This is a genomic window from Streptomyces sp. NPDC093801 (assembly GCF_040701585.1).
Classification (GTDB): domain Bacteria; phylum Actinomycetota; class Actinomycetes; order Streptomycetales; family Streptomycetaceae; genus Streptomyces.
On record NZ_JBFBDP010000013.1, the window covers coordinates 44,412 to 69,372 of the forward strand.

Sequence of the window (24,961 nt, forward strand, 5' to 3'; positions counted from 1 at the left end):
CGGGGCCCTGGACGGGGCTGCGCACGCACGGCCGCCCCCGGCCTCGCGGGAGGCACGGGGGCGGTCGGCGCTCGGCGCCGGGTGGGGGGAGATCAGCAGGCGCCGAGGTCCTTCCAGACGCCCCATTCACCGGTGGTGCCGGGCACCTCGTTCTGGGTCCACCACTGGGCCTTCCACTTCCGGCCGTTGTACGCGACCTCGTTGCCGGCGGTGTAGACCTGGCCCGCGACGTACGCCGGGGTGCTGCCGCAGCCGGTGCCCGGGGGCGTCGTCGGAGGCGTGGTCGGGGGCGTGGTGGGCGGGGTGGTGGGCGGCGTCGTCGGCGGGGTGGTGGGGGGCGTCGTGGTGCCGCCGAGGGCGTCGTTGATCTGGTTCAGCAGGGTGGTCTTGTCGTCCAGGCCGAGCAGGGAGTACATCATCGCGCCGGCCAGGCCGCGGCTCCTGCCGTAGTCGACCCGGGCCTGGATGGACTTCTGGTTCAGGCCGGTGAAGAACTCGCCGTCCTTGTAGAAGTACGAGGCCTTGGCCTGGTCGTCCCAGAAGGTGGTCGCCGGGTTGTCGACGATGCCGCCGAGCTCCTTGTAGTTGGCGATGCCGGCCTGCTGGGAGGTGGGGCGCGCGCCGGAGGGGCCGGTGGCGGCCTGGGCGAGGCCGTTGGTGGTGCCGGCGGGCACGCCCTTCCAGCCGCGGTAGTAGAACTCGTAGCCCAGGGTCAGCTTGTTGGCGGGGAAGCCGCCCGCGATGCCGTAGGCCGGGTTGCCGTCGAGCCAGGAGTCGATGGCGTTCTTGATGCCGTACTTCTGGGTTCCCGGGGCGATCGGGTCGGTCGGGTCGGCGGCCGAGTTCAGCAGCGGGGACTGGTGGTACGTCGGCCCGTCGCCGTCCCAGGCGCCGTGCATGTCGTACGTCATGATGTTCGCGTAGTCGAGGTACGCGCCGATCTTGTCGGTCTCGATGTACTTGATCTTGTCCTGGCCGGCCGGGAGGGCCGCGGTCAGCAGGTACTTCTTGCCGCCGTTGGCCTGGCCGTAGGCGTCGAGCTGGTCGCGGAACTCCTTGAGCAGCAGCGTGAAGTTCTGCTTGTCCTCGGGCGCGTAGTGGTTGCCGAGGTGGCCGCCGGAGGAGCCGGGGTACTCCCAGTCGATGTCGATGCCGTCGAAGATGCCGGCCGCCGTGCCGGGGCCGCCGTAGCCGTCGGCCTTGGGGATGTTGCCCTTGATGTACTGGTCGATGCAGGAGGACACGAACTTCTTGCGGGAGGCGTCGGTCTTCGCCGCGTCGCTGAAGTACTTCGAGTACGTCCAGCCGCCGATCGATATGTTGACCTTCAGGTTGGGGTACTTCGCCTTCAGCTGCTTGAACTGGTTGAAGACGCCCACGATCGGCTGGTCCCACTTGTCGGCGACCCCGCTGACGCTGTCGGCCGCGCTGAAGGACTTGCCGTAGTCCGCGTACGAGTCGCCCGCCCCGTCACCGGCGTTGGGGTTGTTGTCGTCGCCCGCCGCCTTGTTCGCCTCGAAGCAGGTGAGGTCGGTGGGGTGGATGTTGCCGAAGGAGTAGTTGATGACGTCGAGCTTGCCCGCGATGCCCCGGGTGTCCAGGTGCTTGGGGTAGAACGCGTTGCCGTACACGCTCCACTGGTCGTAGTAGGCGATCCGCACGCCGCCGGCGGCGGTGCCCGCGGAGGCGGAGGCGCCCGCGGCCTGGGCGGTGCCGATTCCCGCGAAGGCGGCCAGCGCCCCGGCTGCCAGCGCGGCCGTGGCGGCGGCCGCGACGAGGGGTTTACGGATGTGCATGAACTGCCTCCGGGGGGTGGGAGGGGAGGGCATCAGCTTCGGGTGAGAGAAGTGATAGCGATCACGGCGCACCCCAGTCAATGGTTTGGACCAAAGAAGGACTAGACCACTGAGCGGGTAAATGCCCTCGTCAGAGCCCTGGAGGCACTACGGAAACCGCCCGCCACCCCGGGTGACGAGCGGTTTAAGGATCCCTTAGGCCATGCCCCGGCAAGGTTTCGGCAACAAACCAGCCAAACCCCGTTCTCCCGGGCCCTGGTGGGAATCGAGGCCGCGACTAGGCGGCCGCGGGCATGCCGTACGCGTCTGCGACGAGACCGTACGACCGCAGCCGGGCGTCCCCGCCGTGCGCGTTGGCGGTCAGCATCAGCTCGTCCGCGCCCGTCCGCGCCACCAGCGCGTCGAGTCCGGACCGGACCTCGTCGGGGGTGCCGTGGACGACGTTCGCGAGCCAGCCGTCCACGAACTCCCGCTCCAGCGGCGAGAAGGGGTACGCGGCCGCCTCCTGCGGCGTCGGCACCAGCCCGGGCCGGCCGCTGCGCAGCCGGAGCATCGACAGCGCGCCCGTGAGCACCTGCGCCCGGGCCTGCGCCGCGGTGTCGGCGGCCAGCGCCGAGACCCCGATGAGGGCGTACGGGGCGTCCAGCACGGCCGAGGGGCGGAAGCTCTGGCGGTAGAGGTCGAGGGCGGGCAGGGTGCCCGCGGCGGAGAAGTGGTGGGCGTACGCGAACGGCAGCCCCAGCTCCCCGGCGAGGCGGGCGCTGAAGCCGGAGGAGCCGAGGAGCCAGATCGGGGGCCGGGCGGAGGGGCCCTGCACCGGGCCGGGCACGGCGTGCACGCGGGCGTACGGGTGCCCGTCGGGGAAGTCGTCGTCGAGGAAGCGGGTCAGCTCCGCGAGCCGCCGGGGGAACTCGTCCGCCGCCTCGTCCAGCCGTCCGGGCCCGCGCAGCGCGGCGGCCGTGCGGGGGTCGGTGCCGGGCGCCCGGCCGAGCCCGAGGTCGACCCGGCCGGGGGCGAGCGCCTCCAGGGTGCCGAACTGCTCGGCCACGGCCAGCGGGGCGTGGTTGGGCAGCATGACCCCGCCCGAGCCCAGGCGGATGCGGGAGGTGTGCGCGGCGAGGTGGGCCAGGATCACCGCCGGCGACGAGCTGGCGACCCCGGGCATGGAGTGGTGCTCGGCGACCCAGTGCCGGTGGTAGCCGCGGGACTCCGCGAGCCGGGATATCTCCACGCTGGTGCGCAGGGAGGCGCCGGCGGTGCTGCCGGCGCCGACGGTGACCAGGTCGAGGACGGACAGCGGGACCGGTGCCGCGCCCCGGGCGGTCCCGCGGACGGGGCCGGCTCCGGCGGCCTGCGGCGCACCCGGGGCCGACACGCCGGCTCCGCTCGCGCCGGCGCGCGCCGCGCCCGGACGTGTGGCTCCGGTTCCGGTCGTATCGGGTTCCGCGCCCGCGGATCCCGCGTTCCCGGCGCCCTTGGCCTCCGCGTCGCTCATCGTCGTCACTCCCGTTCCGTCCGCCTCGCGCGCCCCTGGGGGCGCCCGTACGGAGAAGGGGAACGGCGACCGCCCGTCGGGCATTCCCGGCAGACCAGGGCAGGTTCGTGCCGGTGGCATATGCCAGGCGGATAGGCCCAGCCAGACGGGTCTGATTAAGCCATCAATCTCCTCAACAGACGCTCCACGTGGGCCTCTTGATGGCTATCGTGGTAGAGCAAGCGGTAACAACCTGGTAGGGGGAAACCGTGGCGCTGAAGCCCGAGCCGACCGCGCCGTTCCACTCGGTGCAGTACGCCCTGCGCGTACTCGAAACGATCTCGCGGCACACCGGCGGTGTGACCGACGTGCAGATCGCGCGTGAGACCGGCCTGCCCGCGGTCCATCTCACCCCGATGCTGCTCATGCTGCGCCGGGAGGGGTACGTCCTCCAGGTCTCCGACGGCGCCTACGCCATAGGGGACTCCCTCGTCCTGCTCGGGTCCGGCAACGACCGGCAACAGGCCCTCCAGGAGAAGCTCCAGGACACCCTCGACCGGCTGCGCGACTCGGTCGGCGCGGCCGTCTACATCAGCCGCTACGTGGACGGCGAGGTCCGGATCACCCAGTTCGCGGACAGCCCGCGCACGCCCAAGGTGCACGAGTGGGTCGACTTCCGGTCCGCGGCGCACGCCAGCGCGGTCGGCAAGTGCCTGCTCACCCAGCTCGACCAGAACGGGCGGCGCGACCACCTCTCCCGGCACAAGATCGCCCGGCTGACGTCGAAGACGATCGTGAACGAGCGGATCCTGTTCTCGAAGCTGGACAGCCAGCCGGCCACCGTGCCCGTGCTGGACCTCCAGGAGTACGCCGTGGGCACGGTCTGCGCGGCGGTCCCGATCACGGCCGGGGCGGCCGTGGGCTGCCTGGCCCTGTCCATGCCCGTCGAGCACGCGCACCGGCTGCGCGCCGCCGCCGACGCGCTGAACCGGAAGGCCGCCCCGCTGCTGCTGTCGCTCACGCTCTGAGCGAGGGGCGGATCGCAGGGGGCGGGCCCTGCGGGCAGGGCCAGGAAAGCACTTCGGGCGGTTACCGGTGAACCGGTAACCGCCCGAAGATCAGGTGCGCCGCCAGGGACTCGAACCCCGGACCCGCTGATTAAGAGTCAGCTGCTCTAACCAACTGAGCTAGCGGCGCTTGCTGACAGAGAAAATACTACCTGGTCCCGAGGGGTGCTCCAAACCAGGTCCCCTCGGTCACCAGGAGAGGTCCGCGGCCCCGTTCCCTCCGGCGCCCCGGACCCGGACCGTGCCGGTGTCCCCGTAGACCTCGTGGCGCCAGTCCGCGAAGACCTGGGCGACCCGGCGGGCGTCCTCGCCGAGGCCCTTCCCGACGGAGCCGGTGGTGAAGGCGACCCGGGCCTGCGAGGTCCCCCCGGCCTTGTGGACCCGCACCTCCTTGACGCTGCCGGGCGGCATCAGGCCGTCCGCGGCGGTGCGGTGGCGGGCGTAGTAGGCCTCGAACTCGCGGGTCATGTCGTACCAGCCGTCCACGACCGGGCAGGGGCGCGCGGAACCGGTGCCGCCGTCGCCGCCGTCGGTGGGCGGGCCGGGGGTGCCGGGGTCCTGGTCCGTCGGGGGTTGGGAGGCGCCCGGGTCCTCTTCCGTCGGGGGCTGGGGGGTGCCGGGGTCCTCTTCCGTCGGGGGCTGGGGGGTGCCGGGGTCCTCTTCCGTCGGGGGCTGGGGGGTGCCGGGGTCCTCTTCCGTCGGGGGCTGGGGGGCGGTGGCGGTCTGGTCCTCGGTCGGGGGTTCGGGGGCGCTGCCGCCGCGCTCCTCCGTGGGGAGGTCCGCGGCGCCCGGGCCGCAGGTGGAGGAGGCCGGGAGGGGGGAGGGCGGGGCCGCCCGGCCCGCCACGTGCGCGCCGCACGCCGCCAGGGCGAGGCTCAGGAGCAGGGCGGCCGCTGCCGTCCAGGCCTTCGCGGGCGACGGCGCGGCGGGTGGTGTGGTCGTCATGGGAACCCCCCTCCCCGGTGAAGAGGGCTCCGCGCCCGCTCCGGTTCCGTTCAGCGCTCCAGCAGATCCCGGCGGCCGTGGGCCGCGTACGCCGACAGCAGCGTGTCCAGGGCCGGCCCGTCGAGCGGGCGGTAGGCCCCGCCGACGCGGTGCCAGACGGGTCCGGGGACTGGGGCCCCGTCCCGCGGCGGGTGCGGGAGGAAGCCGGTGCGGCGCAGGGCGGCCCGGTGGACCTTGTTCGTGGCCGTGACGGGCAGGGCGTCGAGGATCCGGACGTAGCGCGGGGCCATCTTCGTCCCCAGGTCCGGCTGCGCGGCGAGGAAGGCGGCGAAGGCCTCCGGGTCGAAGGACGCGCCCCCGCGCAGGGCCACGGCGGCCATCACCTGGTCCCCCGCCGCCTCGTCCGGGACGGCGTACACGGCGACGGCGGCCGCGGCCTCCCAGCGGGCCAGGATGTTCTCGATCACCGCGGCGGCCAGGTTCTCGCTGTCGACGCGCAGCTGGTCGTCCGTGCGGCCCGCGAAGTAGAGGAAGCCGTCGGGGTCGCGGAAGAACAGGTCGCCGGTCCAGTACCAGCCCTCCCCGGGCCCCGTCCCGGAGGCGCCCCGGCGGGTGCGGGCGGCTTCGGCCGCGGGGTTGCGCCAGTAGCCCTCGAAGCGGCTGCGGCCCCGGTTGACCAGCTCCCCTATGGCCTCCTCGCCGTTGCGCAGGCGGCCCCGCGCGTCGAGGACGGCCGGGGGGCATTCGCGGCCCGTCTCCGGGTCGACGACGGCCAGGTCGTCGCCCGCGCCGGCCCGGCCGAGGGCGCCCGGCGGGGTGTCGGGGGTGCGCTGGACGGAGGCGCCGCCCTCGGTGGCCCCGTACCCCTCGACCAGCCGGACGCCGAACCGCTCCTCGAAGCGGGCCGCGTCCACGGCCCCGGCCTCGGTGCCGAAGCCGAGGCGCAGGGGGTGCTCGCGGTCGTCGGGGCGGGGGTCGGTGGCGAGGAGGTACTGGACGGCCCGGCCGACGTAGGTGAAGTAGGTGGCGCCGTAGCTCCGTACGTCGTCCAGGAACGCGGAGGCGGAGAAGCGGCGGCGCAGGGCGACGGGGGCGCCGGCGGCGAGGGCGGGCAGCCAGCAGGCCATGACGGCGTTGCCGTGGAAGAGCGGCATGCAGACGTAGTGGACGTCGTCGGGGGTGACGCGGAAGTGGCGTGCGAGGGAGTGGCCGGCGGCGGCGAGGCGGCCCTGGCTGCAGACGGCGGCCTTGGGGGCGCCGGTGGAGCCGGAGGTGAAGTAGAGGAGCAGCCGGGTGTCCGGGCCGGGGCCGCCCGGGCGTACGCGGGCCTCGCCTGGCTCGGCTGCGGCGTAGGGGGCGAGCAGGGCCTCGTACTCCTCGGTGCCGGTCACCAGGATCCGTACGCCCGGCAGGTCGAGGCCGCGCAGGAGCGGGAGGTGGGCGGGCTCGGTGACCAGGAGGCGGCAGTCGGTGTGCAGGATGTCGCGGGCCAGCTCGGGGCCCCGCCGGGTGGGGTTGATCCCGGCGACGGCGGCCCCGGCGAGGGCCGCCGCGCCGAGCCAGAAGGGGAACTCGGGGGTGTTGTCGAGGAGCACCCCCACGTGCGGCTCCGCCCCCGGCGGCAGGAGGTCGACGAGGAGCGCGGCGCGGGCTGCGGACTGCCGGGCGGTCCGGTGGCGGCTGAGGACGGCGGCCGGCGTCCGGGCGGCGCCGGGCCCTCCTTCCGCGCCGTGCTTCAGCCCGGGCCGGTGGTCGCCCCACTGGCGTGCGATGAGCTCCGCGACGGTTCCCGCCCCGTACTGCGGAGCGGGACCGGTTCCGTTCGTGGTCGTCGTCGGCATGCCGCCGGAGGGTAGCTGACGTTACGTCAGAACTGAACGTCGGAGCAGGCGTAGAACGCCATGGGGGTGTCGTTGACGGTCCAGACGGCGAGGATCAGGTGCCGGCCGGTCTTGCCGGCGGGCATGGAGCCGCGGTGGATGGTGGTCATGTCCGGGCGCCCGCCGTTGTAGGGGACGACGAGGAAGGGCTGGGGGTCGAGGGAGGCCCGGGTGAGCGGCTTGGTGGGGTCCCAGCCGTTCTTGGTGACGTAGTACTTGAAGTCGGTGGTGGAGTGGTTCGCGGTGAACTGCCAGCGGAAGTCGAAGGGCTGGCCGGCGTTCACCCGGGTCGCGGGCCAGGTGCCGCCGCGGGGGTCGTCGAGCTGGGCGAACTCGCCGTGGCCGCCCGAGCAGATCTGGCCGTCGGCCGGACCGGCCGCCGGGAAGCCCTTGTAGCCCTCGACGCTCTGCGGCTCCCACTGGATGGGGCCGCAGTCGGGGACGGTCTTGTTGGCGCAGAGCTTCTGGCGGCTGATGGGGGTGTCGGTGTAGCCGTGGCCGCTGGCGGTGGGGGCGGCGAACAGGGTCGCGCCGGCGAGGAGGGCGGCGCCGAGCACGGTGGCGCCGGCGGCGCGTCCGGGTATGCGGAAGGGACGCATGATGCTCCTTGGGTGTGGGGGGAGAGCCTGGCGGGGCGTGCGCGCATGGGGGCGCGCCGGGGAGGGGGAGCGGGCCCCTCGGCGGGGCCGGGTACGGGTGGGGGGCGCTAGGTCTAGACCAAGTCCCACAGTATTGACGGGAGTTGGCCATGTCTATACCAATGCGAAAACGGGTGGTCCGGTCGTCACCGGCCACCCGTTTCGGCTGCTGCTACTGGTCGGACCTGCCGGTGTAGAAGGCGACGGTGAGGTCCTTCACCAGGGCCTTGCGCTCGTAGTCGTCGAGTTCGACGATCCCGCGCGAGGTGAGCCGGTGGACGGTGTCGTCCACGGCGTCGACGACGGCGGTGAGGACGGTGTCCCGGTGCTTGGCGTCGATCGCCGCGATCCTGCGGCGTCGCATCGCCTCGGCGACCTCCGGGGCGTACTCGATACGGGTGGGCTGGGCGGAGAACACCTCGATGCCGACGGCCTCGGTGTCGGCGGCGAGGGCCCGGGTCAGCGCCTCGCCGACGGCCTCGGCGTCGCGCAGGGTCGGGGCGTCGTCGTGGAAGGCGTCGGCCGGGAGCCGGGACAGCACCCGGGCCGTGGCCGATTCGACCTGCTCGGCGAGGTACTCGATGTGGTCCTCGACGGCGAGGGTGGCACGGGCGGTGTCCCGGACCTGCCAGACGACCTGGACGACCACCTGGAGGGCGAGGCCGCCCGAGTCCACGGCGGGCATGGGCTCACTGCGCCAGTGCCGCAGCCGGACGTCCACGCGCCGGCGCAGCAGGAGGGGGCTGATCCAGGTCAGGCCGGTACGGCGGACGGTGCCGCGGTAGCTGCCGAACAGGGTGAGCACCCAGGCGTGGCCGGCCCTGGCCCGGCCGAGGCCTCCGAGGGAGAGCAGGGTGACGACGCCGAGGAAGGCGAGCGGGGGCCAGTGGGTGGCGCGGAGCCCGTGGTAGGGGCGGGGATGCACCCCGAAGGCGGCCACCAGGGGGGCGGGGACCACTCCGGCCCGCCACAGCACGGCCGCGCAGCCGGCGAGGGCGAGCGCGCCGACGGCCACGGCGATCCACCCGGGCAGGACCGGACCCCGGTGTTCCCGGAGCCGCTCGTCCGCCCGGGGCACCCGCCGCCCGGCCGGCGCCGTGCGCTCCGCGGGGCGGCGGGAGGGGGCGGGGGCGGGGGCCCCGGGGCCGGGGCGGAACGGCAGGTGCACTGGAACCTCCGTCACGGCGGCCCCCTTCACGGGCCCGCGGCGGGCGAGCGGGCCGGCGTCGGCGTCCCCGCGCACCCCGTCCTTGCCGTCGATCCCCCGGGCGACGGCCTGGGCGACGATCTCGGCCACCCCGGGCCCGGGAACGCCGGACCCCTGCGGATGCGGGATCCCCACGACGGCCTCCCGCGCGGCGGGCACCTCCCCCCGGGAACCACCGGCACGCCCCGGCTCCGGCCGGGCGGTGTGGTCCCGGTCGTACGGCCCGGCGTGCGCGAGGGGCACGACCGGCGGGTCGTGCGGCGCGGTACGGGGGGCGGGGGCGGCCGGGGGCGGCTCCGCGCGGGTGGCCGCGGAGGGGGGCGGCGCTTCGGCCCGGGCCGTCTGCGGGCGCTGCGCGGCGGGGGCGGAGGGGTGCGGTTCCCGGCAGGCGACCGGGGGTTGTGGCGCGGAGGGGGCGGCCGGAGCGTCCGGGTACGGCGGCTGCCCGCCGGAGGAGCAGGGGCGGGGCCCCCTGCGGGCGTCCGGCTGCGGCGGCTCCGCGGGGTCGGTGTCGCCCTGCGGGCCGGTGCGGGCGGCCGGGGCCTGCCACGCGGTGCGCACCGGACCGACCGTGGAGTCCGGCCCGACGAGGTCGGTGCGGGGGTGCCGCTCGGCACGGGGTGCCGGGGCGGCCGGGCGCGGCTGCTCCTCGGCGCCCGCTTCCGCGGGCGGGGGGCGGAGCGCGTCGGCGACGTGAACGTCCGGCGCGGGAACGGCCTCCAGGGCCGCGTCTGTCACCTCCGACGAGGAACGACTCGTCCGGGTCGAAGCGGCGGCCTCCGGCACGGGAGCGGTCGTCCGGGCCGGGGTGGCCGCCGGCTCTCGGGCGGGGTCGGTGTGGGCGGGGTGGCCGGCCCGGATCGACGGCTCCGGGCTCCCGGACGGAGCCGCCGTGGTGGGGCCGGCCGACGACAGGGCCGCCTCCACACGCGCCGCGGTGGCGTGCGGGGGCAGGTTCGGCTGCGGCACGGGGGCCACCGCGCGCGGATCGGCGGACCGGACCGCCCGTACCGGGTCGGCCGGGCCCTCAGCACGGTGCGGGAGCCTTGCCGTGGCGGGGTGTGCCGCGCGTACCGGTTCGGCCGGGGCGGCGGTGTGCGCGGCCTGCGGCTCCGGGCGGGCCGTCAGGGCCGGGGCGGCGGGGCCGGAGGTGAAGCGGGTGGCTCCGGCCGGACGGGGCTCCGCGCCAGGGCCCGTCGGGCGGGCGGGAGCCGCGGCCCGAACCACGCGCGTCGGATCCGGGGCCCAGGCCGACGCGACACCGTCGGTCCGGGCCCGGGCCTGCGGGGCGGCGCTTTCGGTGCGGACGGGGGCCCGGTGCGGCTGGGCCCCGGATCCGTCGAACCGGGAGACGGAGTCTCCGGCGCGGGCCGGGGCCGCCGCGTCCCGTGCGGGGGACGGCGTCGACCGCCGCACGGCGGGATCACCGGCCCGGGCCGCGGACGTCGGGCCGCCCTCCCGGGATTCCGGGGCGCCGGGGTACGCCGCGGCCACCGGGAGCGTTCCCGGCGGGATGGGCCGCTGCGGGCTGCTCGGGACACCGGCCCGGCCCCCGGAGGTCAAACCTCCCTCCTGGAACGCCGGGGCTCCGGAGTACGCCGGAGTCGTCCCCGGCGGCGTGGGCCGCTGAAGGCCCGGGGCATCGGGTCGAACCCCTGAAGTCGGGCCGCCCTCCCCGGATTCCGGGGCGCCGGGGTACGCCGCGGCCACCGGGAGCGTTCCCGGCGGGATGGGTCGCTGGAGGGTCGGGGCGTCGGGGCCGGACACCGGTGGGAGGGTGTCGTACCGGGCCCACGGGGCTCCCGGGTACGCCGCGGCCCGCCCGGCCGGGGTCTCCCCCGGCGACGCGGGCGGCGCGCTCGGGGCATCCAGGCGGGACTCCGGGGCGCCGGGGCGCATCTCCGCCTGCCCGGACGGGGGTGACGCGGGCGGACGCCGGGTGCTCAGGTCACCGGGCCCGGCCTCGGGCGCCGGTACGCCGTACCGGGACTCCGGGGCGCCGGGGTACGCCCCCGCCGGCCCGCACGCGGGCGGGCGTCCGCTGCTCGGGGCGTCGGGGCGGAGCCCGGCTGGCGGGGCGCCGTGCCGGGAGTCCGGGGTGGTGGGCGACGCCGCGGCCTGCTCCACCGGGTGCGTTCCCGGTGGGGCCGGCCGCCGGGGCGCCGCGGCATCGGGCCGGGAGACCGGCTGCGCGGTGGCGGGGTGCGTCGCCGCATGCCCGGGTGCGGTCTGCCGGGTGGCGGAGGGCGCGCAGGGGTGGAACGTGCCCGTCGTGGACGTGGTGCGGGTGGGTTGCATCGTTGCCTCCGTCATGCGAACAGCCGGCGCCAGGTTTCCGGGCCCGGGTAGCCGTCGGCCATGGCGCCGCGCCAGCCCTGCGCGCGCTGGAAGGCCTCGACGTTGCGGCGGTCGGCCTCCGTCCAGGCCTGGCCCGGGCCGGACGTGTAGTACTTGCCGAAGCCCTTCTGCACCAGCCGGCGGCCCATCGCCGCGATCGCCGGATGGGAGCCGCCCGGCCGGAAGACCCCCGGCCCCGGGTGGGCGGGGGCTCCGGCGGGGCCGGGACGCGGGGCCGGCGGGGGCGTCGTGCGGCTCGTGGGCACGATGTCGTTGCCCTGGCGCTGGACCAGCAGCCGCCAGGTGTGCTCGCCGGGGATGCCGTCCGCATCGGTGCCCGTCCAGCCCTGCGCCTGCTGGAACGCCTGCGTGGCCTGCCGGTCGGCCTCGCTCCACTTCGTACTCGGCCCGTGCGGGTAGAACCGCAGGGCGCCGCGGTCGATCAGCATCCGGCCCAGCTCGGCGACGTACTTGTTGTCGGCGCCGGGCCCGAACTTGGACGCCCCTGGGAAGGTGACCGTGGGCTGCTGCGCGGGCGGCACCGAGTCGCCCGGGAGGATCCCGCCGGCCACCCCGTTGAACCGGTACGGGACGTACTTCGCGCTGTTCTCCCAGTACCCGTACGGCGTGGCGAGCCGCCGCGTGAGCGGCGGGGTCTGCTCGTAGGCGATGTAGTGCGTGTGCGTCTCGTCGACCCAGCCGCCGAAGAGGACGACGTGCGAGCCCTTGTTGGGGTCCGCCGGGTTGTGGAACAGCAGCATGTCCCCGGGCAGCAGCTCTTCCTTGGTGATCTTCGTGGCGAAGGTGTCGAGGCTGCCGGTCCACTCGTTCGTGCCGAGGTTCCAGGCCATGGAGACGTATCCCGAGCAGTCCTGCCGGTATCCGTCCGTCCAGTACTCGGACATGCTGTAGGGGACCTGCGCCTCCAGCCACAGCTTCGCCCGGTTGATGATCGTGGCCCGGTCGATGCGCCGCGCGAGGGAGGGCGCGCCCGGCCGGCCCGGTCCGGAGGCCGGGGGGCGGCCGCCGGTGGACGGCGGACGGCCGTGCAACGGGGCCCGTCCGCCCTGCGGGCTCCCCGGGCCGCCCGGGGTGTCCCGGGCCGAGGGCCCGGAGCCGGAACCGGGGCCGGGGCCGTGACCGGGGCCGTGACCGGACGGGTGCGCAGGGCCGTGCGAGGAGCCGTGCGACGGGGTGTTCCCGGGAGCGTGGGCAGGGGTGCGCGAGGGTCCGTGCGGGGAGGTGCGGGGGGCGCCGGCCGCATGCGGGGCGCCGGGGCCACCCCCGGGACCAGCCACGTGCCCCCGACCGTCCGCAGGCCCGGAACCGGCGGGCCGCCCGTGGCCGGCCGCATGCCCGGGACCGGCCGCAGGCCCGGAGTCGGCGTGCCGCCCGGGGCCGGCCGCATGCCCCCGACCATCCGCAGGCCCGGAGTCGGCGTGCCGCCCGGGGTCGGCCGCGTGGGGGGAGGCGTCCGCGGGTTCGGGAACGGTCGCCCGCCCGCGGACCGGTGCCGGCTCCGACGGGCTCGGCTTCGCCGGGGACGGGTGACCCGCCAGCGCGGCCGCCGGACCGGCGCCGCCCAGGACCACCCCGGCCGCCGTGGCCAGCACCAGGGCCCTGCGGGCCCCGCGCACGGCCGGGAGCCCGGCGTCGCGCAGCGCTATGGCCGACCCGCGGGCGAGGGTCCGGCGCCGCTGCGCGCACCCGGGGCACACGCAGTCGCCGACGGGCTCGTACTCCTCGAAGACAGGCATCGGCATCGGCGTCGGTCCGTGCACCGGAGGCTGCGTCGTCATGCGGTTCCGTCCACTCCCCTGATCGGTCCTGAGCGGGCCGATCGCTCCTGCTCGTCGTCGGTCCGGGCCCGGCCCGCATCCGACGGAGCGTCAGAAGTGGCCCGACCCAGACATATCGTGCACGATAAACCCCCCAAACATGGGTTAATCGGACAACGCGGGCGCGGCTGGTCACGAGCACCTCTGGAAGTGGGGTAGAGTTTTCCCTGTCAGCAAGCGCCGCTAGCTCAGTTGGTTAGAGCAGCTGACTCTTAATCAGCGGGTCCGGGGTTCGAGTCCCTGGCGGCGCACAGACAGGGGAAGCCCCCGCAGCGAAAGCTGCGGGGGCTTCTTCGTCGTTCGGCCGGTGGCTACGCCGCCGCGCCCCGCCCGGTCCCCGCGCCCGTCAGGTACGCCGAGACCACCACGTTCGCCGAGTACTGCCCGGCGGCCTTGTCGTAGGTCCCGCCGCAGGTCACCAGCCGCAGCTCCGCGCGGCCCTCGACCCGGGGCCCGTACGCCTGGTGGGGGTCGAAGCCCGCGCGCTCGTAGACCCGCACGTCCTCGACGGTGAACTCGGCGACCGTCCCGTCCGCCCGCGCCACGCGGACCTTCTCCCCCGGCTTGACCGAGCCCAGGCCGAAGAAGACCGCCGGCTTGGACTTCGTGTCCACGTGCCCCACCATCAGCGCCGCCCCCACCGCGCCGGGCGCCGGGCCCGCGCCCCACCAGCCCACCGTGCCGGGCAGCTCGTACGGCGGCGGCTCGATCGCCCCGTGGCGGTCCAGGCCCCGCGCGATCACCGGCGCCTGCACCCCCAGGGACGGTACGTCGAGCCGGGCGGGCATCGCCGCGGTCAGCGGCGGCCGCGCGGCGGGCAGACCCGGCCCGGCGGCCCGGCCTCCGGCCCCCGCGGAGGGCGGACCGGCCGGCACCCCGGTGATCTCCTTGCCCCACAGCCAGAGGCCGAGCACCAGCACCGACCAGGCGGTGAAGGTCAGCAGCCGGCCGCCGGCGGAGGGCCGGGGCCCGCTCATCCGCCGTTGCGGCGGCGGCGCAGGGTCAGGGCGCGGCCGGCGACCGCCAGCGTGGCCGCGGCGGCCAGGACCGCGCCGATGACGGTCTGCGGCAGGCCGGGGCCGTCCCCGTGGTGGCTCTTCTTCGCCGCGGCGGCAAGCCGGGTGGTCTCCGCGACCTGGGCGGCCATCGCGCCGCCACCCGCGTGGACCGGCCAGACGGGCGAGTGGTGGGGCTCGGGGCGGTGGTCGCGGTGGCGGATCTCCAGGGAGCCGCGCAGGCCCTCGTCACGGCCCTCGCACTTGACGCGGACCTCGTGCCAGCCGGGGTCGGCGTGCGAGCGGATCTCGGCCTCCCCGAAGAGGGTGCGCGGGTCCTCGTGGCCCTTGTGCAGCCGGACCTCGGAGTCGAAGACGGGGGACCGGGCCACCGCCCAGTCGCCATCGCAGGCCCTGACACGGACCTTGACCCGCCCGCCCGGTGCGACCGGATTCGGCTCGACGGAGACACCGCCGCGGTCCCCTTCGTTCGCCAGGGCGGCGGGGGCGGTCACGGCGGTGCAGGCCGCCAGGGTCACGGCCACCGCCGCGGCACGGAGAGCGATCAGAGAACAGCGCATGGTGAACCTCCTCGACTAGGAGGTTCACGCGCGGCGCGCCGCCCCGCATCCGGAGCGGCGCCCTTTTGGCCCGTACGTGTCATCCATACGCCCCAACGCCCCCCGCCCCCGGGTCCCCCGCCCGGCCCACGGGGCGGCTACACGAGGCCGACGAGATCCGCGATGGAGTCGACCGTCCGGGTGGGGCGGTAGGGGAACTTCTCGGTGTCCTCCATCGTGGTCAGCCCGGTCAGCACGAGGAAGGTCTGCATGCCGGCCTCCAGGCCGGCCAGCACGTCGGTGTCCATCCGGTCGCCGATCATCGCGCTGGTCTCGGAGTGGGCTCCGATGGCGTTGAGGCCCGTGCGCATCATCAGCGGGTTGGGCTTGCCCGCGAAGTACGGCTGCTTGCCGGTGGCCTTGGTGATGAGCGCGGCGACCGCGCCGGTGGCCGGGAGCGGGCCCTCGGTGGAGGGACCGGTCTCGTCGGGGTTGGTGCAGATGAAGCGGGCGCCGCCGTTGATCAGGCGGACGGCCTTGGTCATGGCCTCGAAGCTGTAGGTGCGCGTCTCGCCCAGGACCACGTAGTCGGGCTCGTGGTCGGTGAGGATGTAGCCGATGTCGTGCAGGGCGGTGGTCAGGCCCGCCTCGCCGATGACGTACGCCGTGCCGCCCGGGCGCTGGTCGTCGAGGAACTTCGCGGTGGCCAGGGCCGACGTCCAGATGTTGTCCACGGGCACGTCCAGGCCCATGCGGCTGAGCCGGGCCTGGAGGTCGCGCGGGGTGTAGATCGAGTTGTTGGTGAGGACCAGGAAGGGCTTGCCGGACTCGCGCAGCCGCTTGATGAAGGCATCGGCGCCGGGGATCGGCGTGCCCTCGTGGATGAGGACCCCGTCCATGTCGGTGAGCCAGGATTCGATCGGCTTGCGCTCTGCCACGGATTTCTCTCCGCTCTGGTGGCCTCTGACCTGTGGGTCTGTGGTCTGTACCACCCACCCTAGCGGGCGCGGGCCGTGGACGCGGGGGGCGTCCACGGCCCGGACGGCCTAGCCCAGGCGGACGTTGTCGACGGTCCAGAACCAGTTGTTGGTGCCGCTGTAGCGGAAGCGGATCTGGACGTCGGTGGCGCCCGCCGGGATCCGGAGCGGGAGGGACTCCGTCCTGGCGACGGCGTCGGCCGTGTACGTCGTGACCACGGCCGGGGCGCCGCCGTCGTAGGAGACGAGGACCTGGGCGGTCTGGCCGGCCTCGTGGCGGTAGTGCGTCTGGAAGGACAGGGTGCGCGTGGAGCCGCCGGTGACGGGCCACTTGGGGGTGATCAGGGTGGAGTCGAAGGTGCCGGTGTGGCTCTTGTCGTCCCACTCGTCGGAGTCGGCGACGGCGAACACGTCGCGGGAGCGGACGTTCAGCTCGCGCCACTGGTCGCGCTGCGCCTGGGTCCAGAACTCGTCGGTGGCGAAGGCCCATCCGGCCCACTCGGTGACACCGCCGGTGCCCATCTTCGAGTTGTCCACGGACCAGCCGGCGGGCGGGGTGTGCGTGGAGCCCTTCATCCCGGCCGGAATGCCGGTCTCGTCCACGCGGGCCCGGAGGGCGGGGCGCAGGGTGTCGAAGGGGTCGTCGTCGTCGGGGGCGTCGAGGGGGACGCCGTCCAGTCCGGTGGTGGGGACGCCGACCTGGGCGAGGGCGGTGGCGGCGACGTCGACGGGCTTGACGTCGTCGCGTACCGAACCGGCGGGGATCCCGGCGCCCTTGGCGATGACGAAGGTGCCGCGCTCCTGGAGGGTGGAGCCGCCGTGGCCGCCGGCGTCGGTGTGGCCGTGGTCGGTGGTGACCAGGATCTTCCAGTTCTCCTGGGCGTACGTCGGGCGGTCCTTGACGGCGGTGAGGAGCCGGCCGACGAGGGTGTCGACGCGGCCGATGGCGTCGAGGTACTGCCGGCTGGCGGCGCCGTGGGAGTGGCCGGCGCCGTCGACCTGGCCGAGGTAGACGAAGGAGGCGTCGGGGTTGCCGTCGCGCAGTTCGGCCGAGGCGGCCGTGGCGATCTTCGGGTCCTCGGACTCGTAGCCGTCGCGGTCGCCCTTGAGGGAGAGGCGCTTGTCGACCTTGGCCGAGAAGATCGGGCCGCCCGCGTCGGTGGAGGTGATGGGCTCCCAGTCGGCGGCCGCGTAGGTGTTGAGGGCCGGCTTGGCGTTCTCGGCGCGGGTGAGGAAGTCCGGGTGGGCGGTGTAGTTCCTGCCGGTGAAGGAGTTGTCCTTCACCCCGTGCCTGTCGGGCCAGACGCCGGTGGCGATGGTGGACCAGCCGGGGCCGGAGGAGGTGGCGGCCATGGGGCTCGCGTAGAGGGTGCTGCGGGCGGTCAGGCCCTCGGCCATCAGGCCCTTCAGGTTGGGGGCGTCGGCGGCCTCGACGCGGTCGAGGACCATTCCGTCGAGGCCGATGACGAGGACCTTGTCGGTGGAGCCGGCGGCGGCCCGGGGGGCGGCCGCCGCGGCCTTGGCGGCCGCTTCCGCCGCGGCCTTGGGGTCGCCGGTGGCGGCGGTGGCCGTGGCGGTGAGGCCGAGGCCGGTGGCGAGCAGGGCCGTGGCGGTGGCGGTCACGGCGAGGGTGCGTCCGCGCAGGACAGGGGACACGTACTCCTCCAGGAGCAAGTGGGCGTGTGTGGGTGTGTGCGCGTGCGGGTGCCGCAGCGCGCGGACGGGCGCGCATGCGGCGGGTCCGGACCGAGGTGCGGAGTCGGTCCAGACCCGTTATCTGTTCGATATGGTTCCCGGTGGGGGTGGCCGGGAGGTCAAGGCTCAGCTGCCGGTCGCGGACTTCCACGCGTCGACGTAGGCCGTGAGGTTCTTGTCGATGTCGGCCCAGTCCGGCTCGAAGACCTCGACGCCGCCCATCAGCTTGGCGAGTTCGATGGCGTTGGCGTCGGTGGGCTTGACGTCCGTGCGGGCGGGGAAGCCGCCACCGACCTCGCTGACCAGCTTCTGGGCGTCCTCGCTGAGCAGGTGGTCGAGGAGCTTCTTGCCGTTCTCGGTGTGCGGGGCCTTGGCGACCAGGCCAGCCGCGTACGGGAGGGCGAAGGTGGTGGGCCTGCCGCCGTCCTTGGCGGGGAACCAGATGCCGAGGTTCGGCATGGACTTGGACTGGGCGAAGTTCATCTGGACGTCGCCGTTGGCGACGAGCAGTTCGCCCTTGTCGGTCTTGGGCGCGAGCTTGCTGGTGGAGGACGACGGGCCGACGTTGTTCGCCTGGAGCCTCTTGAGGAAGTCCATCGCCTGGTCCTTGCCGCCGAAGTCGTGCACGGCCTTGACCAGGACGGCCGTGCCGTCGCCCGCGACGCCGGGGGTGGAGTACTGGAGCTTGCCCTTGTACGTGGCGTCGAGGAGCTCCTCCCAGGTCCTGGGGGCGGTGGTCAGCTCCTTCTTGTTGTAGACGAAGCCGAAGTAGTTGTTGACGACGGAGGTCCACTTGGCGTCGGCGGCCTTGTCGGCGCCGTTGACCTGGTCGGAGCCCTGCGGGGCGTAGGCCTGGAGCAGGCCCTTTCCGTCGGCCTGTTGGATGAAGGGCGGCAGGGTGATCAGTACGTCGGCCTGGGTGTTGGTCTTCTCGCGGACGGCGCGCTGGACCATCTCGCCGGAGCCGCCTTCGACGTACTTGACCTCGATGCCGGTCTTCTTGGTGAAGTCGGCGAAGACCTTGTCGTACCAGCCGTCGCCCTTGTCGCTCTTGAGGCCGTCGGCGCTGTAGACGGTGACGGTCTTCTCGCCGCCGCCCGCGGAGTCGGAGCCGGCGGCGGTGGAGGAGCCTCCGCAGGCGGTGAGGGTGGTGGCGAGGGCGAGGCCGGCGGTGAGGGCGGTGGCGGTGCGGAGCAGGAGGGCTCTGGACACGGGGACTTCCTTACGGGGACGGGGGTGTGCGGGCTGGGGGCGACGCGGGGGGGTGTCAGCGGTAGGAGGCGCGGGTGCGGATGCGGGAGACGGCCAGGAGGACCAGCAGGGTGGCGGCCATCAGCACCACGGCGACGGCGGATCCGCCGAAGAGCGAACCGCGGTCGGTGGCGGTGAAGATCCGGACCGGGAGGGGCGTCCAGTCCGGCGGGTAGAGCATCATCGTGGCGCTCAGCTCGCCCATGGACAGGGCGAAGCAGAGTCCGGCGGCCGCCGTGAGGGACGGCAGCAGGAGGGGGAGCCTGACCCGCCACAGCACGTACGCGGGACGGGCGCCCAGGGAGGCGGCCGCCTGCTCGTACGCGGGGTCGAGACGCACCATGGCGGCCGAAACCGACTGGTAGGCGAACGCCGTGACGAGAACGGCGTGCGCCAGGACCACGATCGTGCCGGTGCCGTTGAGTAGCAGCGGGGGCTTGCTGAACGCGACGAGGACGGCGAGGCCGACGACCACGGACGGCACGGCGACCGGCAGCATGAACAGCGCGTCCAGGGCCCGCTTGCCGCGCCGGCCGAGGGCGGCGGCGGCCAGGGCGGCCCAGGTGCCGGCGGTGAGCGCGAGGAGGCTGGCGGCCAGGGCGGTGACCAGGGAGGTGGTCAGGGCCTGGAGCGATTCCCCCTGGACGGCGGAGGCGTAGTGCGCGGTGGTCGGGCCGGAGGGGAGGGCACCGGACCAGTGGGTGGCGAAGGAGGCGGCCACGACCACGAGGAGGGGCAGGGCGAAGAGGGGGACGAAGAGGATCCCGAACAGGGTCCAGGCGGCCCAGCGGCCGCCCCTGCTATGCACCAGCACGCTTGCCCACCACCCGGTAGAGGCCGAACAGGCCGATGGATATGGCGATGTTGACGACGGCGGCCACGCAGGCGGCCGGGTAGTCGGATTCGAGGACCGCCTTGCCGTAGACGAGCATCGGCAGGGTCGTGACGCCCTTGGCGCCGGTGAACAGGACGATGCCGAACTCGTTGAGGCACATGACGAGGACGAGGCTGCCGCCCGCCGCGAGGGCGGGGAGGGCCTCGGGGAGGACCACCTGCCGGACGATCCGGGCGGGGCGGGCGCCGAGGCCGGCGGCCACCTCCAGCTGGGCGGTGTCCAGCTGGGAGAAGGCGGCGAGCAGGGGGCGCATCACGAAGGGGGTGAAGTACGTGATCTCCGCGAGGAGGACGCCCCAGGGGGTGGTGAGGAAGTGGAACGGGCCTTCGGCGCCGCCGAGGGTGTCGGTCCAGAGGCCGTTGGCCAGGCCGACGGTTCCGTAGATGAAGAGGAGGGCGAGGGTGATGAGGAAGGAGGGGAAGGAGAGGAAGACGTCGATGAACTTGGCGACGGCCCTGGCGCCGGGGAAGGGGACGAAGGCGATGACCAGCGCCAGGGTGAAGCCGAGGAGGAGGCAGCCGGCGGTGGCGGCGAGCGCCAGCCGGACGGTGGTGCCGAGGGCTTCGCGGAAGGCGTGGGAGGCGAAGACGGCGGAGTAGGCGTCGAGGGCGCCGCCGCCGTTGTCGGGGGTGAGGGACTGCCGGACGACCAGGGCGAGCGGGTAGAGGAACACCAGCCCGAGCAGGGCGACGGGCGGCAGCGCCCAGACGGCCCGCGGCAGCCGCCGGCTCCCCTGCGGGGCGGGGGCGGGAGCGGGGTCGCGCACGGGGTCGAGTGCCGCGTTCGGGGCCGGGTCGGGTACGGGCGCGCGGGCCGGTACGGGGTCCGGTACGGGGTCCGGTACGGGGGCGGGGGCCGCGGCCTGGGCCGGGGCGGGGGCCGCGGCCGGGGCCGGGGCGGGGGCCGCGGCCGGGGCCGGGGCGGGTGCCGCGGCCGGGGCCGGGGCGGGTGCCGCGGCCTGGGCCGGGGCGGGTGCCGCGGCCTGGGCCGGGACCGGCGGGGACGGGCGGGCCGCAGTGTGGGCCGAGGGGGCCGGGGCCGGGGCGGCCGGGGCGGCCGAGGGGGCCGGGGCCGGGGCGGCCGGGGGCCGGGCGGCCTCAGGCACGGGTGACCCCCGCCGCCAGGAGCACCGCGTCGCGGGGCTCGAAGTGGAGGGTGACCGCGTCGCCCAGGGCCGGGGTCTCCCGCAGCTCGGGGAGGTCGGCCTTGACACGGTGCCCGCCGACGTCGACGTACAGCCGGTGCGTGGAGCCGCGCCACTGCACCTCGGCGATGGTGCCGCGCAGGGCGTTGGGCCCCTCGCCGAGGCCCAGCAGGTGCGGCCGTACGCACAGGGTGGCGGAGGAGCCGGGGGCCGCCGGGCCCCGGTCGAGGGTCAGGGGGCGTCCCTCGAACAGGGCACCGCCCTCGGCGACCGTCACCGGGAGCAGGTTGGCGTTGCCGACGAAGGACGCCGTGAACTCCGTGCGCGGCGCCCGGTACAGCTGCTGCGGGGTGCCGCAGTCCTGGAGGCGGGCCCGGTCCATGACGGCGATCCGGTCGGCCAGGGTGAGGGCCTCGACCTGGTCGTGGGTGACGTACAGGATGGAGACGTCGGGGAGTTCGCGGTGCAGCCGGGCGAGTTCGGCCAGCATCCCGGAGCGCAGCTGGGCGTCGAGGGCCGAGAGGGGCTCGTCGAGCAGGAGGACCCCGGGTCGGATGGCGAGGGCACGGGCGATGGCCACCCGCTGCTGCTGTCCGCCGGAGAGCTCACGGGGGTAGCGCTTGGCGTAGGCGGCCATCCCCGTCATGTCCAGGGCCCCGGTGACCCGGGCCGGGATCTCGGCCCGGGGGGCCTTCTGGGCGCGCAGGCCGAAGGCGACGTTGTCCTCGACCCTCATGTGCGGGAAGAGCGCGTACTGCTGGACGACCATGCCGATGCCGCGCTTGTGCGGCGGGAGGGCGGTGACGTCCCGGCCGCCGATCAGCACGCGTCCGGCGACGGGCCGGACGAAGCCGGCTACGGCGCGCAGGGCGGTGGTCTTCCCGGAGCCGGAGGGGCCGAGCAGGGCCATGACCTCGCCGGGTTCGACGGTCAGGTCGAGGGAGTCCAGGACGGTGGTGCCGTGGTAGGCGACCGAGACGGAGTCGAAGCGGATGCCGCTCACGACGGCTCCCGGAGGAGGGCGGGGAGTTCGGCGACGGAGCCCAGGACGTGCGTGGCGCCGTGCCCGGTGAGCGTGTCCCGGCCGTGGGCGCCGGTGAGGACCCCGGCGACGGTGCCCGCTCCGGCGCGGGTGCCGCTGAGCATGTCGTAGGCGGTGTCCCCGGCGACGACGGTCTCGCGCACGTCGGCCACGGCGCCGGTGCGCAGGAACGCGGCCAGCACCATGTCGGGGTAGGGGCGGCCGCGGCCGCCCGCGTCGGCGGGGCAGAGGGCGAGGTCGGCCAGGTCCCGCCAGCCGAGGGCGTGGAGGACGGCGTCCTGGGTGACGCGGGCGAAGCCGGTGGTCAGGACGACGGTGTGGCCGTCGGCGCGGAGCCGCTCGATGGTCGCGCGGGCTCCGGGGACCTCGGACACGAGGCCGCCGTCGACGAGCTGCGCGTAGGCCTCCTCGAAGGCGGAGTTGGCGAGCTGTGCGCGCTCCTCCGTGCCGAAGAGGTGACGGAAGACGGAGATCTTCGACTCGCCCATGGTGTCGCGGACGTACTGGAGCTTCTCGGCGTGGTCGGGGGTGCCCGGCTCGACGCCGAGGCGGTCGGCGGCGCGTTCGAAGGCGCGCTCGACGAGTCCGCCGTCGGCGACGGTGGTGCCGGCCATGTCGAGGACGATCAGCTTGCCGGGGGTGCGGGTTTCGGTCATGCGGCTCACCAGCCCAGTTCGTTCGCGGTGGTTTCGGCGATGGCGGGCGAGCAGGTCATGCCCCGGCCGCCCGGTCCGGTGACGAGCCAGACGCCTTCGCCGACCTGCTGGCGGTGGACGACGCGGCCGGTGTCGGTGCACTGCGCGTACACGCCCGCCCAGCGGTGCCTGGTCTTCGGCAGCGGGCGGCCCAGGAAGGACTCGACGACCGCGGTGAGGTGGTCGTAGGGGTCCTCGACGGTGTCGAACGCGAAGGGGTGCTCGTACTCGTGGGTGTCGCCGATGGTCAGGCCGCCGTCCTGGCGCTGGACCATCAGCAGCTGCATCCTGTGCGCGGCGGCGACGGGCGTCTGGGCCTGCTCGGCGTTGAGGACGTCGAGGGCCTCGCTCCGGTAGGCGGGGTAGTAGCGGAAGCTGTCGGCGTCGGCGACGGAGGTGGTGAGCGGCTCGCCGAGGGGGGCGGTCTGCATCATCTGGAGCCGGACGCGGCGCACGGGCAGGTCGGGGACGAGTGCGCGGACCAGGCCGGAGAGCCAGGCGCCGGTGGCGAGGACGACGGCGTCGCCGCGGTGGACGTCGCCGTGGTCGTCGCGGACGGCGCCGGGGCCGGCCAGGTCGCGGACCTCGCGCCCGGGCAGGAAGGTGTAGCGGCCCGAGGCGCGGAGGGCCTCGCGGAGGTGGAGCTGGGCGGTGCGCGGTTCGACGGCGGCGTCGCGCTCGCACCACAGCGCGGCCTCGAAGGCGCCGCGCAGGGCCGGGTTGATCGCCCGCGCCTCGGCGGCGGTGACCAGCTCGTAGCCGCGGGCGGCGGCGTCGGGGCGGGCGACGGCCGCCTCGGCGACCGCGTACTCGCGGGCGTTGCGCACGGGGGTGAGGGAGCCGATGGCGCGGAAGCCCAGGCCGGGCACCTCCGCGCCGATCCGCTCCCAGAGCTCGCGGGCGCGCAGGGCGGTGTCGAGCTCCTCGCCCCCGGCCCGGCCGCTGACCCAGATCTGGCCGAAATTGCGCAGCGAGGCGCCGCGCGCCTCGGCCTCGCGCTCGATCTGGACGACCTCGTGGCCGCGTTGGACTGCTTGCCAGGCGTGCATGGTGCCGACCACGCCGCCTCCGACGACTATGACTCTCACGGCGTCCACGCTCGGGGCGGTCCGTGACCCGGGAGGATCGGGTGGGCGTCGGGACGGTGAACAGCCCTCGACGCTTGGACTAGACCCGTTATCTTCCTGTGATGTGAATGGGGCGGTTGGGGTGGTCACATTCCTTTTATCCGGGGACTATTCGGGCCGCAGGCGGGTCGTGAAGCTGAACCGGTCGCCACGGTAGAGCGAACGCACCCGCTCCAGCGGGAGGCCGTCCTGGTCCCGCGAGAAGCGGTGGATGAGCAGCATCGGGAGCGCGGGCGGGGTGCCGATCAGCAGGGCCTCGCGGGGGGTGGCGAGGACGGTCTCCAGCTTCTCGTCGGCGTCCCCGAAGGAGATGCCGAGGCTGTCGCGGAGGTATCCGTAGAAGGAGGAGTCCGGCTGGAAATCGACGTCGAGGCGGGGGGCCCGGGCGACCCGGACGTACGTGCTCTCCAGCCCGACGCGCTCGTCGTCGGCGAGCAGCACGCGCTCCAGGTGCCAGACGGGCTCGCCGGGTTCGGCGCCGATGCCGCGGGCGAGTTCGGGCGGGCAGGGGAACCGCTCCAGGCCGATGAGGCTGCGGCCGGGCCGGCGGCCCTGGCGGCGCACGCCCTCGGTGTAGCTGGCGAGCGACAGGGGCTGCTCCAGCTTGGGGCCCGCGACGACGGTGCCGCGCCCGGAGCGGCGGAGGCGGCCCTCCAGCAGCAGCTCCCGCAGGGCCTGCCGCACGGTCTCGCGGGACACCTCGTACCGCTCGGCGAGGTCCCGCTCGGTGGGCAGCGCCCCGCCTTCGCCGAGCTCGTCGAGGAGATCGGCGATACGGGCCTTGACGGCGTAGTACTTGGGGATGCGGCCGTGCTCGGGGATCCCGGAGCGGACGGGCGAGCCGGGGCGGTGGGGGGCGGGGTGCCGGGTCTGTTCTTCCACGCTCGGACTGTACGTGCGGGAGGTGTACGGGAGGTGCGGGGCGGGGCGGGGGGCCACGGGGGGCGACAGGGGGTGCAGCCGGCCGGGTGGGGACGGGGGCGGGAGCCGACGGGGGCGGGGGCCGACGGGGGCGATGGCGGGCGGGGACGCCGCGGCGGACGGGGGGGTGCGGCCGCGGGTGGGGTTCGGCGGCCGCCCGGGCGCGATGGCCACGGGGTACGGCAGCGGATGGGCGGTGACGGGCGAGGGCGGCGCTGCGGTGGTGGCCGACCAGGGTGCGGCGGCGGACGGAGGTGCGGTGGCGGGCGAGGGCGGCGGGGGCCGACTGGGGTGGCACGGCGTGTGGGGCGCGGCGGGGGGGCACGGCGGGGGGCACGGCATGTGGGGCGCGGCGGGGGGGCACGGCATGTGGGGCACGGCGGGGGGGCACGGCATGTGGGGCACGGCGGGGGGCACGGCGGGAGGCACGGCGGGGGGGCGCCGCGGCGGACAAGGGCGCGGCGGGGCCGACGGGGG

General features: G+C 75.0%; 19 protein-coding genes, 2 tRNA genes and 1 pseudogene. 2 read left to right on the forward strand and 20 right to left on the reverse strand.

All coding sequences use genetic code 11. The features are described 5' to 3' along the window. Positions 1-92 precede the first annotated feature (92 nt). Together AB0469_RS16835 and AB0469_RS16840 are read right to left on the reverse strand one after the other, a co-directional pair. Positions 93-1,796, reverse strand: coding sequence for a glycosyl hydrolase family 18 protein (locus AB0469_RS16835; protein WP_366452144.1), 1,704 nt, complete (start codon positions 1,794-1,796; stop codon positions 93-95). Positions 1,797-2,073: 277 nt separating this feature from the next. Beyond that, the gene (locus tag AB0469_RS16840; protein WP_366452145.1) at positions 2,074-3,291 is read right to left on the reverse strand and encodes an LLM class flavin-dependent oxidoreductase; all 1,218 of its coding nucleotides are present in this window, start codon (positions 3,289-3,291) and stop codon (positions 2,074-2,076) included. A 248-nt stretch (positions 3,292-3,539) separates the two neighbouring features. Between AB0469_RS16840 and AB0469_RS16845 the strand changes: the two genes are divergently transcribed. After that, positions 3,540-4,298 carry an IclR family transcriptional regulator C-terminal domain-containing protein gene (locus AB0469_RS16845; RefSeq protein ID WP_366452146.1) on the forward strand — a complete coding sequence of 253 codons (759 nt, stop codon included), beginning with the start codon at positions 3,540-3,542 and terminating at the stop codon, positions 4,296-4,298. Between the two features lie 95 nt (positions 4,299-4,393). Here AB0469_RS16845 and AB0469_RS16850 read toward each other — a convergent pair. The 7 genes and pseudogenes from AB0469_RS16850 to AB0469_RS16880 all read right to left on the reverse strand — a co-directional run. Then, positions 4,394-4,467 (reverse strand) — tRNA-Lys (locus AB0469_RS16850). Between the two features lie 59 nt (positions 4,468-4,526). Further along, positions 4,527-5,282, reverse strand: coding sequence for a hypothetical protein (locus AB0469_RS16855; protein ID WP_366452148.1), 756 nt, complete (start codon positions 5,280-5,282; stop codon positions 4,527-4,529). A 50-nt stretch (positions 5,283-5,332) separates the two neighbouring features. Beyond that, the gene (locus AB0469_RS16860) at positions 5,333-7,123 is read right to left on the reverse strand and encodes an AMP-binding protein (RefSeq protein ID WP_366452149.1); all 1,791 of its coding nucleotides are present in this window, start codon (positions 7,121-7,123) and stop codon (positions 5,333-5,335) included. A 26-nt stretch (positions 7,124-7,149) separates the two neighbouring features. Beyond that, positions 7,150-7,761: a lytic polysaccharide monooxygenase gene (locus tag AB0469_RS16865; protein WP_366452150.1), complete on the reverse strand. Its 612-nt coding sequence runs from the start codon at positions 7,759-7,761 to the stop codon at positions 7,150-7,152. A 211-nt stretch (positions 7,762-7,972) separates the two neighbouring features. Continuing rightward, the gene (locus AB0469_RS16870) at positions 7,973-9,976 is read right to left on the reverse strand and encodes an SPFH domain-containing protein (RefSeq protein WP_366452151.1); all 2,004 of its coding nucleotides are present in this window, start codon (positions 9,974-9,976) and stop codon (positions 7,973-7,975) included. 1,340 nt (positions 9,977-11,316) lie between these two features. After that, positions 11,317-12,396: a peptidoglycan-binding protein gene (locus tag AB0469_RS16875; RefSeq protein WP_366452293.1), complete on the reverse strand. Its 1,080-nt coding sequence runs from the start codon at positions 12,394-12,396 to the stop codon at positions 11,317-11,319. Positions 12,397-12,891: 495 nt separating this feature from the next. Then, positions 12,892-13,107: pseudogene (locus AB0469_RS16880) on the reverse strand (hypothetical protein); the annotation flags it as partial. Positions 13,108-13,359: 252 nt separating this feature from the next. On the opposite strand from AB0469_RS16880, the gene AB0469_RS16885 reads away from it, so the two are divergent. Continuing rightward, positions 13,360-13,433: transfer RNA gene (locus AB0469_RS16885), tRNA-Lys, on the forward strand. A 60-nt stretch (positions 13,434-13,493) separates the two neighbouring features. Here the strand turns inward: AB0469_RS16885 and AB0469_RS16890 are convergent. The 11 genes from AB0469_RS16890 to AB0469_RS16940 form a co-directional block, all read right to left on the reverse strand. Beyond that, positions 13,494-14,159 (reverse strand): class F sortase, encoded by a 666-nt coding sequence (locus AB0469_RS16890; protein WP_366452152.1) that lies wholly within the window; start codon positions 14,157-14,159, stop codon positions 13,494-13,496. Next, positions 14,156-14,758 carry a hypothetical protein gene (locus AB0469_RS16895; RefSeq protein ID WP_366452153.1) on the reverse strand — a complete coding sequence of 201 codons (603 nt, stop codon included), beginning with the start codon at positions 14,756-14,758 and terminating at the stop codon, positions 14,156-14,158. The genes AB0469_RS16890 and AB0469_RS16895 overlap by 4 nt, the downstream gene beginning before the upstream one ends. A gap of 137 nt (positions 14,759-14,895) precedes the next feature. Beyond that, positions 14,896-15,675, reverse strand: coding sequence for an HAD-IIA family hydrolase (locus AB0469_RS16900; RefSeq protein ID WP_366452154.1), 780 nt, complete (start codon positions 15,673-15,675; stop codon positions 14,896-14,898). A gap of 108 nt (positions 15,676-15,783) precedes the next feature. Beyond that, positions 15,784-17,370 (reverse strand): alkaline phosphatase family protein, encoded by a 1,587-nt coding sequence (locus AB0469_RS16905; protein ID WP_366452155.1) that lies wholly within the window; start codon positions 17,368-17,370, stop codon positions 15,784-15,786. 165 nt (positions 17,371-17,535) lie between these two features. Next, complete coding sequence (locus AB0469_RS16910) at positions 17,536-18,621, reverse strand: 2-aminoethylphosphonate ABC transporter substrate-binding protein (protein WP_366452156.1); 1,086 nt, start codon at positions 18,619-18,621, stop codon at positions 17,536-17,538. 55 nt (positions 18,622-18,676) lie between these two features. Beyond that, the gene (locus AB0469_RS16915; RefSeq protein WP_366452157.1) at positions 18,677-19,474 is read right to left on the reverse strand and encodes an ABC transporter permease subunit; all 798 of its coding nucleotides are present in this window, start codon (positions 19,472-19,474) and stop codon (positions 18,677-18,679) included. Beyond that, positions 19,461-20,321, reverse strand: a complete 861-nt coding sequence (locus tag AB0469_RS16920) for a 2-aminoethylphosphonate ABC transporter permease subunit (protein WP_366452295.1) — start codon at positions 20,319-20,321, stop codon at positions 19,461-19,463. Before AB0469_RS16920 ends, AB0469_RS16915 begins: the two co-directional genes overlap by 14 nt. A 331-nt stretch (positions 20,322-20,652) precedes the next feature. Continuing rightward, positions 20,653-21,702 carry an ABC transporter ATP-binding protein gene (locus tag AB0469_RS16925; RefSeq protein ID WP_366452158.1) on the reverse strand — a complete coding sequence of 350 codons (1,050 nt, stop codon included), beginning with the start codon at positions 21,700-21,702 and terminating at the stop codon, positions 20,653-20,655. Beyond that, the gene (locus AB0469_RS16930) at positions 21,699-22,397 is read right to left on the reverse strand and encodes a phosphonatase-like hydrolase (RefSeq protein WP_366452159.1); all 699 of its coding nucleotides are present in this window, start codon (positions 22,395-22,397) and stop codon (positions 21,699-21,701) included. Before AB0469_RS16930 ends, AB0469_RS16925 begins: the two co-directional genes overlap by 4 nt. A gap of 5 nt (positions 22,398-22,402) precedes the next feature. Then, on the reverse strand, positions 22,403-23,524 hold the full coding sequence (locus AB0469_RS16935) for a TIGR03364 family FAD-dependent oxidoreductase (RefSeq protein ID WP_366452160.1): 1,122 nt from the start codon (positions 23,522-23,524) through the stop codon (positions 22,403-22,405). 147 nt (positions 23,525-23,671) lie between these two features. Then, a complete protein-coding gene (locus tag AB0469_RS16940) occupies positions 23,672-24,445 on the reverse strand; it encodes a GntR family transcriptional regulator (protein ID WP_366452161.1) in 774 nt (257 codons plus the stop codon). Positions 24,446-24,961 lie beyond the last annotated feature (516 nt).

Excerpts from the sequence above, each read along its gene's own strand:
- AB0469_RS16835 (WP_366452144.1), bottom strand. The coding sequence starts at position 1,796 with ATGCACATCCGTAAACCCCTCGTCGCGGCCGCCGCCACGGCCGCGCTG.
- AB0469_RS16840 (WP_366452145.1), bottom strand. The coding sequence starts at position 3,291 with ATGAGCGACGCGGAGGCCAAGGGCGCCGGGAACGCGGGATCCGCGGGC.
- AB0469_RS16855 (WP_366452148.1), bottom strand. The coding sequence starts at position 5,282 with ATGACGACCACACCACCCGCCGCGCCGTCGCCCGCGAAGGCCTGGACG.
- AB0469_RS16860 (WP_366452149.1), bottom strand. The coding sequence starts at position 7,123 with ATGCCGACGACGACCACGAACGGAACCGGTCCCGCTCCGCAGTACGGG.
- AB0469_RS16865 (WP_366452150.1), bottom strand. The coding sequence starts at position 7,761 with ATGCGTCCCTTCCGCATACCCGGACGCGCCGCCGGCGCCACCGTGCTC.
- AB0469_RS16890 (WP_366452152.1), bottom strand. The coding sequence starts at position 14,159 with ATGAGCGGGCCCCGGCCCTCCGCCGGCGGCCGGCTGCTGACCTTCACC.
- AB0469_RS16895 (WP_366452153.1), bottom strand. The coding sequence starts at position 14,758 with ATGCGCTGTTCTCTGATCGCTCTCCGTGCCGCGGCGGTGGCCGTGACC.
- AB0469_RS16930 (WP_366452159.1), bottom strand. The coding sequence starts at position 22,397 with ATGACCGAAACCCGCACCCCCGGCAAGCTGATCGTCCTCGACATGGCC.